Source organism: Methanoregula sp. (genome assembly GCF_003170075.1).
Classification (GTDB): Archaea; Halobacteriota; Methanomicrobia; order Methanomicrobiales; family Methanospirillaceae; genus Methanoregula.
The window spans coordinates 1-8251 of record NZ_PMZU01000072.1; the positions used below are offsets into that span (position 1 = coordinate 1).

Here is an 8251-nt window from a genome sequence, read left to right on the forward strand (position 1 = left end):
ACTCTGCGGGAGTTGAAATAAAGTCACCGTCGAAGATAGATATGCCACCTCCCGCAGACTTGACAGCACCTCTAATAACATGATTTTTATTAATGGAAAATATATGTAACAATATCTTCAAGGACTTTGTTCTCGCCTCGACAGTGTTCTCCCCTCTACAGCAGCATCACAAGTAACCTCTTTCCTCGGAAGACAGAGTGATTACACCCCCGTGGAGAGGATCAACCGAATGAACACATCTGGCAAGAAATTTTCCGTGAATACCACGAAACGCCGGAACACATTCATACTGCCGTTTTGTATTGCCCTCGTTCTCGCGCTCATAGTGGTTAGCCCGGTCTCGGCAGCTTCATTGAATCTCAATATGGGCGGGAGCTTCAAATTTGCCGATTCATTTTTAGATACCATGGTGAGTTGTTCCGGGGGGAAAGGGGCGACACAGCTTAACTGGAATGAGTATTACCAGAATGACAATACGCAGGAACGTATCATATCCGGCACCTCAGCAGGAAAGGAGTACCAGGAGATTCAGTACAAAGAAACCTGGGGTGCCGGACTTGGCACGAATTATCCTGGCACCTATATGGAGTATGTTGACCGCGGTGGTAATCGGTGGGTGCGGATACGCGTTTATGACGTAAAAGGTAACCTTGTCGACCGCTATGACTCCTATAACGGCGACGAAATAGCTTCGAGTATCTCGGACGGTATCTTTCCTGCAGACTTTGCCACCGCAGGTACCCAGCCGACACCGGATGAATTTGCCCGGGCGCTTGACAATCTGCGAATATCAACGTGTGGCGGGGTTGCAATCCCCCAATCCAGCCCGACAATTGATGCTGGAAACCACGACCCGCTCACGGATACCATCGACGACCAGAATGGGAATCAACTCCCGGGCACCGTCAACTGGGTGAGCAGCGACCCGGCGGTCGCCACCGTGGATTCGTCCGGGGTGGTGACCGGTGTGTCAGGGGGGGTGGCGACCATTACCGCTCAGGACGCGACCAATCCCGATCTTTTCGGCCATTCCTATGTGACCGTCCAACCATCGAGTCCAGCACCTGCAACAGCGGGTATGCAGCTACGGAATAATGCCAATCGTTCCGGTGATTACAGTGCAGTCGCTGGCGCGACCGGAACCACAGTATCTCTGTGCTGGAGCTATTCGATGCCAGATGAAGGTCTAGGGCCGGGTATGTTTTGGTTTGGCTCCAGCCCGGTCGTAGAAAATGGTATGGTATACGTGGGGGATTTTGGAGAAAATACCTATGCTCTCAATGCAACCACCGGTGCTTTGACCTGGAGATATGACAAAAATAACAATGGAGGTTCAGGACTTTCGAGCACTCCGGCGATTGCCAATGGTGTTGTGTATATAGGAAATTATGATGGTAGTCTAATTGCTCTCAATGCCACGAGCGGGGCAAAGATCTGGAGTTTTGGGACTTTAACAAATGACGGTGGGACATTCAGTCCGGCGGTCGCAAACGGCGTGGTGTATGTGGGAGGTAGTGGATATGATGATAATTTATATGCTCTCAATGCTGCCACCGGTGAAGTGGTCTGGAGTTATAATGCTGGAGCTATCGGACTTAATTCCGATCATAGTTTAAGCGATGTGGCAGTCGCGAATGGATTAGTGTATATCGGCCATTCGGATTTTTCTTATTGGCCTTGGTATGGTTCTATATATGCCTTCAATGCTGCCACTGGCAATGTGGTATGGAGTTATGATACGACCGGGACTGATGGAACTATGCCGACGGTAGCGAATGGCGTGGTGTATGTAGTGAGTACTGATTTTAATCCAGTCTACGCAACTGGAATTGCTGATTCCAAACTCTACGCGCTCAACGCAAATACCGGTAATTATATTTGGAGTTATACATTCGATGGGAAGGACGCAGCTGGTGGTCTGACAGTAGCGAACGGTATGGTATATGTAGGAGCTAATAAGGGCAATATATACGCGCTTAATGCGGCCACCGGTGTACCGGTCTGGACCTATACGACCGGAGGCCAAGTGTATTCGAGTCCAGCGGTAGCAAACGGCGTGGTGTATGTGGGGAGTGAAGATGATAATGTCTACGCCCTAAACGTCACTACCGGAAATTTAATCTGGAAATATAAGACCGGAGACAAAGTAGATTCCAGCCCAGCGGTAGCAAACGGCGTGGTGTATGTGGGGAGTAATGATGGAAACCTATACGCACTGTATACCAATCCCCCGCCCATGCCTACTGTTACCAGCGTTTCGCCAAATTATTGTCCACCAGCTGGAGGCAATAGCGTAACCATCACGGGAACCGGTTTCACCGGTGCGACCCGTGTCATGTTCGGCGCCACACCTGCCTCGTTCACCGTAACCAGTAATACCGAAATTGCGGCCACATCTCCTGCCGGTACCGACATCGTTGATATCACGGTTACCAATCCCTCGGGTGAATCAGGGACATCAGATGCCGATCTGTATAGTTATGCCCCCATTGTTACCGGTGTCTCATCACCGGCATGGGGATCATCGCTCGGGGGCAATCTGGTAACCATAACAGGAAATAATTTTGACGGAGCGACGGGGGTATCGTTTGGCGATACCGCGGCCACCTGGTTCAATGCAAATAGTGATACGGAAATTGTCGCCAAATCTCCCGCCGGTTCTGCGGACATGGTTGATATTACGGTCACCAATCCCGGAGGGGAGTCCGAGACCTCAGATGCGGACCTGTTTGTCTATGGCCCGACGGTTGCCACGGTCTCACCGGTATCCGGTCCAACTGGAGGGGGCAATAACGTAACCATCACGGGGAGTGGATTTACGGGTGCGACCAATGTCACCTTCGGCACCATACCGGCTATCTCGTTCACGGTGAACAACGATACCCGGATCAGCGCCGAAGTTCCGGACAGTTTGGCGGCTGGTTCCGTGGATATCACGGTCTCATCATCAGGAATTATCTCGGAGACCTCGACTGCCGACCGGTATACCTATACTGCCCCAGTCACACCCCAGCCGACAACGCAGATAGGGACGATCATTACGTCGGTACCAGGGACCATCTTAGCGTCAACCACGATCTCGGTACCTGCAAGCACGACGGATCCAGATATTCAGGCATCCTGGGGCGGTGTAACGGTAAATCCCGCGTCAGGGACAAGTTCATCATCAATTGCGACGACAACGTACCAAAACCTGGATCCCAGTACACTAACAAATTATCAGTCAGAGTTTGCCCTCCAGGGACTTGACATTAGTTCAGTATACTATGTTGTGGTCGTCACAAAAACCAATGTCACGGTATCATCGGGTCCGGCCAATATTACAATGAGCGTACCGACCAGCTGGTATAATGCCCAGGGAGGGTCAGGCAATATTCGCGTTGTCCATACGTCCGATACCGGGACTACCGATATTCTAACGGTACAGAGTGCCGCAGCCAATACTCCAACTTCGGGATACACGACACTGATTTTTAATTCCCCACTGGGATTATCCACCTTTACCCTGGTATCGGTCATGAACGCACCGGTTGGCAGCAGTAGTTCCGGATCAGATTCCGGTTCGAGCTCCAGCGTAGGTGGGTCATCGGCAGCAACCGCTTCCAGTGTTACCGCAGGGCAAACAACGACCTTTTCATTTAACCAGAACCCCAGTGTGACCGCACCGGTCGCTGTGAGTCAGGTACAGATCACGCCCTCCCAGAGTCTTGGTAATGTGGAAATGACAGCAGTACCAGCAAATATCGGGAATCCCTTGCCGGGACAGACTGTTGCCGGTTATATTGAGATAACTCCCATAGGGATCAACCCTGATGTCATCGGAACAGGTGTTATCACATTCTCTGTAAACGGGCAATGGCTCAGTGATCACGGTGTGAACCCCGCCAATATCGTCCTGATGCGGGACCACAACAATCAATGGACGACATTGCCGACCACGTTTGATCACCAGACCGGGAATGCCTATTATTTCGATGCGACAACACCGGGGTTCTCATACTATGCCATTGTAGCGCAAACTCCGGGAACTACCACAAATGCGACTATGTCATCTTCGGTAAGTTCTGTTGTTCAGACCACGACTCCGGTATTTACAACGATACCGGTTTCACAACCCCGTGCACAGAACCCTGCTACGACGAAACCGGTTACAACCCCCACGACCATTGCACCGACGGTAATTTCACCAATATTTGGATCTCCACTCACGCTTGCAATCGCTGGTGTGATTGGCATCGTTATCCTTATCGGAGTAGTTTTCCTTGTCCGGCGCTGGTGGATTCGGAGACAGAACCCAGCATTGTTCCGGGAATACGATTAACCTTTTTTAAAATAGTCATTAAGCGCAAACCTTGATGACCTCCTGCACCAGAATGACCGTTTATCATGTGCGGCCGGTACTCGCTTACCTGTATCGATGATCTCTGCGGGAGGTTCCGGGTGATTGACCCGATGATTGGATTCCGGTCACACTTCAACATCGCCCCGGGCAGCACAAACCCCGTGATAGTGGCGCACGAGCGTGCCGAAGCAGTCATGATGCAGTGGGGGCTCGTTCCGCACTGGGCAAAAGACATCACGGCTACACACCGTCCGATCAATGCCCGGGCAGAGAGCCTCGCGGAGAAGCCGATGTTTCGGGACCTGCTCAAATCCCAGCGCTGCCTCGTACCTGCAAGCGGGTTCTTTGAATGGAAACATGAATGGGGCCACAAAATCCCGTTCTACAACCATGTAAAAGACGATCCGGTCTTTGGCTTTGCCGGGCTCTACGATATCTGGCGGAACCCTGCGGGTACAACTCTCCGGACCTATACGATCATCACCACCACACCGAACGAACTGATGGCCCCGATCCACAACCGGATGCCGGTGATCCTCAAACAGGACGATGAGATGCGCTGGTTATCCCGAGATGTTCTACCTGCTGACGAAGTGCAGCGGATTCTCTCGCCGTATCCCGCGGAGGCGATGGAGGCGTACCCCGTTTCTGAAAGGGTGAACAGGACTGATGCGGATGATGATCAGGTAATCCAGCCGATTAAAGGGCTGTGAGGTTATTCGCTTAACGGTACGCTATAGCGAGGCTCCCTGCTAATCATTTAGCGGGTAATTTTTTCCGGGATGTCCCGATAGTCCTGCAGATCTTGATGCACCATCCCCCCATGTATCGAGGACACTTGCGTCCCTTGCATGGAATGAGCCCGGTCGCTGGATCTCTCGGTAGTCCCTCTTTTACCGGTTCATCGGACAAGCACCATCGGAGTACCATAACGGCATCCTTGGTTCCGGTTCAGTTAATATTGCGGTGGATGCGGGGTGAAACTGTGCCGACCGATATATACTGTCAAAATAATGTAAATAGACTTACGGTGTTCCACGTCTATAACTATTATGGAGACTGACGGAAAAGGTAGAAACGCTTCAACGGCTCATTCTGTCTGTTCGTCGAGCGTTTATCGGGGTTTGTCGCCCGATTAACCCCGTGCAGCCTCCGATATTTTTTATATTCCGGTTGGAGTGCCCGGGTAAGTATCGGCTCGCGATAGGTATTCTGAAATAATTAACTATCATGAAAAGAATATGCGCTATCAGGCAGGGCCATCATGGATGAACCACAGGATTTGTTTTTGTATTGGGGGAAAACCAGTAAAGAGCCTGATGTAGCCCCATGCCGGTTTCATCTCCTTCCGTACCATTGTCTTGACGTTGCAGCAGTGGGTGAATTTCTTCTCAACTCAGATCCCTATTTGTGCACTTCGTTCGGTTCAGGTAAGATCGTCAATCCAGCCTCGTTGATACCATTAATCTGCTATCACCTTGCACTCCATGATATCGGTAAATTTTCAGAGCGATTTCAGAGCCTTGTACCTGATCTTTACGACCAACTTCAGAAAAGAAAACCCGTGAGTCCATATTCCATCCACCACGGAGAACTGGGGTATTATATCTGGTTGAACGAGGTCTGGAACGTTGCGGAGACAAATGATTTATTCGGTGATCCCTCCGTGACCTCGACTGTTGACAAAGAGGCATTCGTTCCGTGGATAAAGGCGGTCATGGGACATCATGGTACTCCACCAGGTACTCCTTCGGCAGCAGATAACCCGAAGTTCCATTTTTCGGAAGATAACCGGATCGCCATACGAGATTTCGCCCAGGAGTGTGGCCATTTGTTCATTAAACGACCAGTGTTCTCCTCGGATTTATCCCTCGATGAATATGACCGGTATTTCAAACAAACCTCTTGGGTCATGGCAGGTTTGGTTACGCTCTGTGACTGGATCGCGTCAGACCCCCGCTATTTTGCTTTTTATCCAAATCCCCTGCCGTTGGAGGAGTACTGGCAAACGATCGCACTTCCTTCTGCACAATATGCGGTTACAGAGATCGGAATACTCCCTACCACAGTATCACCTGATGGGGGCATGGCAGGGTTGTTCCCCCAGTATTCGGCCCATCCTTCACCATTGCAGTCATATATTGAGAAAATACCCTTGGGTCAGGGTCCGCATCTGGTAATAATCGAGGAATCAACCGGGGGTGGGAAGACCGAAGCAGCATTAATTCTGGCACATCGTATGATGCAAGATGGCCTTGGTGAGGGGATATTCATGGGATTGCCTACCATGGCTACGGCTAATGCCATGTATGATCGTTTATACACCGCGTATGACCGTATTTTCAGTCCAGAGTCCCATCCATCCTTGGTTCTTGCTCATGGGTCCCGGAATCTTGTTCCGCGGTTTCAATCATCTATCGGGCTGGAAGATCAACCCGGGACGCTGTTGCTGGTTGGTGGGGAGGAGACAGCATCTGCTCAGTGTACCGCTTGGCTTGCGGATAACCGGAAGAAAGCTCTCCTTGCCTCGGTCGGAATCGGGACTATCGATCAGGCATTGCTGGCTGTGTTGCCAAAGCGTCACCAGTCACTTCGCCTGCTTGGACTTTCCCGTAATATCCTGATTGTTGATGAGGTCCACGCCTACGATACATATACCAATGAGCTTCTCAAGAACCTTCTCCACTTCCATGCTGCATTTGGGGGGAGTGCCATCCTCCTGTCGGCTACCCTTCCTGAACGAATGAGAAACGAGTTTATCGGGAGTTTCCTTGCGGGTTGTAACCAGTCACTCGTCCAGATACCCCCGTGTAACGATTATCCCCTGATTACCCACGTAACACCAACCGGTATTGAGTACTTATCTCCCGGATCAGAGCAATCAAACCGGAAAACAGTCCGTGTTGTTCTTGTTGAACGGTTCGGTGACGTTGTCGAAATGGTTGTGGAGCGACTCATGGCGGGGATGTGCGTATGCTGGATCCGGAATACCGTTGCTGATGCTATTGATGCCTATCAACTCCTCTGCCAGAGGGTGAATCCGGATAAGATTACTCTCTTCCATGCAAGGTTTGTGATGGGAGACCGGCTTGACAAAGAACGGATGGTACTGAAGCACTTTGGGAAAACCAGTACTGATTCTGACAGGACTGGCCGGGTTGTGATTGCAACCCAGGTTGTCGAGCAGTCTCTGGATATTGATTTTGATTTCATGGTGTCGGACCTTGCACCCGTTGATTTGATTATCCAACGAGCGGGTCGCCTACATCGCCATAATAACCACGGGGAGCGCGGAGAGGCCACTCTTGCCGTTTACACACCGCCTCTTACGGCTGATCCGCGCGGGGACTGGCATTCCCGGGTATTCCCCCGTGGTACCCATGTTTATCCGCGATCTGGGGAACTCTGGCTGACTGCACAGATACTTGCCAGAAAGGGGGAGTTTACCCTGCCAGATGATGCCCGGGAACTGATTGAGGGCGTCTATTCAGCTGATTCTGATCACCAGAAACCTCCCGCATTACAGGCGGTGGATCATCGGGACGATACAGCAAACCGGAGAGATCGCGCATTTGCCCAGTTTAACGCTCTTCAGTTTAACGACGGGTATTCCCTCCAGCAGGTCTCACAGTGGGGTGGCGAGATGCAGGTACCCACCCGACTGGGAGAGAATACCATTCTTCTTCGACTGGGGTACTGGGACGGGGAGACAATACGGCCGTTGTATAATAAAAGTGATCATCCCTGGGAGATGAGTCAGGTTGCCTGTCCTGAATACCGCATAAATGGGCCGGATAATTGCCCTCCGGGACTTGAGCTTGCACTTCAGGAGGCGATCGCTACAATGCCCGACAGGGGTCGATGGAGTATTCTTGTTCCCGTGGTCCTGGATAGCGATCAACAGTATAC

The 8251-nt window shown here is 51.2% G+C and carries 3 protein-coding genes; all 3 read left to right on the forward strand.

Features of this window, described 5'->3' with window-relative positions:
- The first annotated feature begins 229 nt into the window (after positions 1-229).
- Positions 230-4321 (forward strand): PQQ-binding-like beta-propeller repeat protein, encoded by a 4092-nt coding sequence (locus QZN75_RS09485; protein ID WP_292427902.1) that lies wholly within the window; start codon positions 230-232, stop codon positions 4319-4321.
- A 65-nt stretch (positions 4322-4386) separates the two neighbouring features.
- The gene (locus QZN75_RS09490) at positions 4387-5055 is read left to right on the forward strand and encodes an SOS response-associated peptidase (RefSeq protein WP_292427905.1); all 669 of its coding nucleotides are present in this window, start codon (positions 4387-4389) and stop codon (positions 5053-5055) included.
- Positions 5056-5606: 551 nt separating this feature from the next.
- On the forward strand, positions 5607-8251 hold a 2645-nt coding region (cas3, locus tag QZN75_RS09495), incomplete at its 3' end, for a CRISPR-associated helicase Cas3' (RefSeq protein WP_292427908.1).

Excerpts from the sequence above, each read along its gene's own strand:
- QZN75_RS09485 (WP_292427902.1), top strand. The coding sequence starts at position 230 with ATGAACACATCTGGCAAGAAATTTTCCGTGAATACCACGAAACGCCGG.
- QZN75_RS09490 (WP_292427905.1), top strand. The coding sequence starts at position 4,387 with ATGTGCGGCCGGTACTCGCTTACCTGTATCGATGATCTCTGCGGGAGG.